Annotated in this window: 1 protein-coding gene; it reads right to left on the bottom strand. The window is 42.7% G+C overall.

The genetic code is table 11. From position 1 onward, the window contains the following. On the bottom strand, nucleotides 1-1,252 hold a 1,252-nt coding region (locus ACKI5G_RS07475), incomplete at both ends, for a phosphoethanolamine transferase (protein ID WP_407399101.1).

The raw sequence follows: 1,252 nt of genomic DNA, 5'->3' as shown, positions 1-1,252 counted from the left end.
AATGGCGGGTCCATGGCCCAAATCGTAATCCTCACCATGGTCAGAGAAATACAGCATGGCCTGAAGGTTTAAATTGGCCTTGGCATAGTCAAATACCTGTCGCAGAAGTCTATCCGTAAAATAGATACTGTTGGCATAGTCACCTTCGTTGGAACGCTCTTCAAATACCCGTTCATTATCCGGAAAACGACACACATAACGAGCATGACTTCCTAACAAATGAAAAATAATGAGATTGTTCTCGTTAGGGTCAATGGTGGAAAGCAAGGGCAATAAACCATCATCATATTCATTGATGGATATTTGTACCGAATCGGCCCGCCGGGCCACCATATGTATCGGAACTTCATTAAATTGCTCCCCGATCTGGTTGGAAAACCAATAGGTTTTATATCCCCGTTTTTTGGCAACATCCAACAGGGACATGGAATTAATAAAGCTTACATCATTGTATTGACTGGCTTCCGTGAAGCCCGTTCCCAAGGCTATCTTGGTCAGATTATAGCAAGCATAAGCCTTATCCATGATGATCATGTTGTCATCCGCTGCCATACTGGACAGCCATGGCGTGTTATTATATTTGTATTCAGGATTATATGCCTTCATATAATCCCTGGACTCTGATTCCCCTACAACAATAATATACGTACCCTTGGTTAAATTGTATTTAGGGTGTACCTGAATCCCAGCAAATCGTTCCTCATAGTTATCGTTGAAGCGTTGTTCTTCGGCCTGTAAGATCCGTTGTTCCTTCCATTGGTCCACCACGCCCACCATGGGAAACAGTTTTATTACCATAACACTCCAAATTATTAAGCTTATAATTACCAAAGATTTTTTTCTCAGGAACTGTACCTGGGATTTTTTTTTGCGGTAAATTTTTAGCTCATATACCCCTGGAAAGCTACCAATGAGCAACAGGACAATTCCCAACAACAAAAGGACCGGAACTTTTATGTAGGTCATTATCCACTCCAGGGACTCCTTGGGATCCGTCTGCTGCAAGGCAACAATCGCCCCAATGGAAATAAATTCTCCGTAGATGGCATGATGAATAACCTGTACTATGGGCAGCAGCCACATTGACACGTACACCAAGCCATGAAGCAGGTAACCTAAGGGATTTTTCACCCAATCAAATGCTATCACACGCAGGAGAATAAGCCCCAGCAACATGCCATGACCAAAGAGAGTTTCTCCCTTAAACCGAATCCAATCCTGGGCTATGTTATATTCCATATACATTGCCACT

It is taken from the genome of Anaerovibrio sp. (assembly GCF_045637405.1).
GTDB lineage: Bacteria > Bacillota > Negativicutes > Selenomonadales > Selenomonadaceae > Anaerovibrio.
The sequence above is the reverse complement of the archived record's forward strand: the minus strand, read 5'-3'. Positions and strand labels throughout refer to the sequence as shown.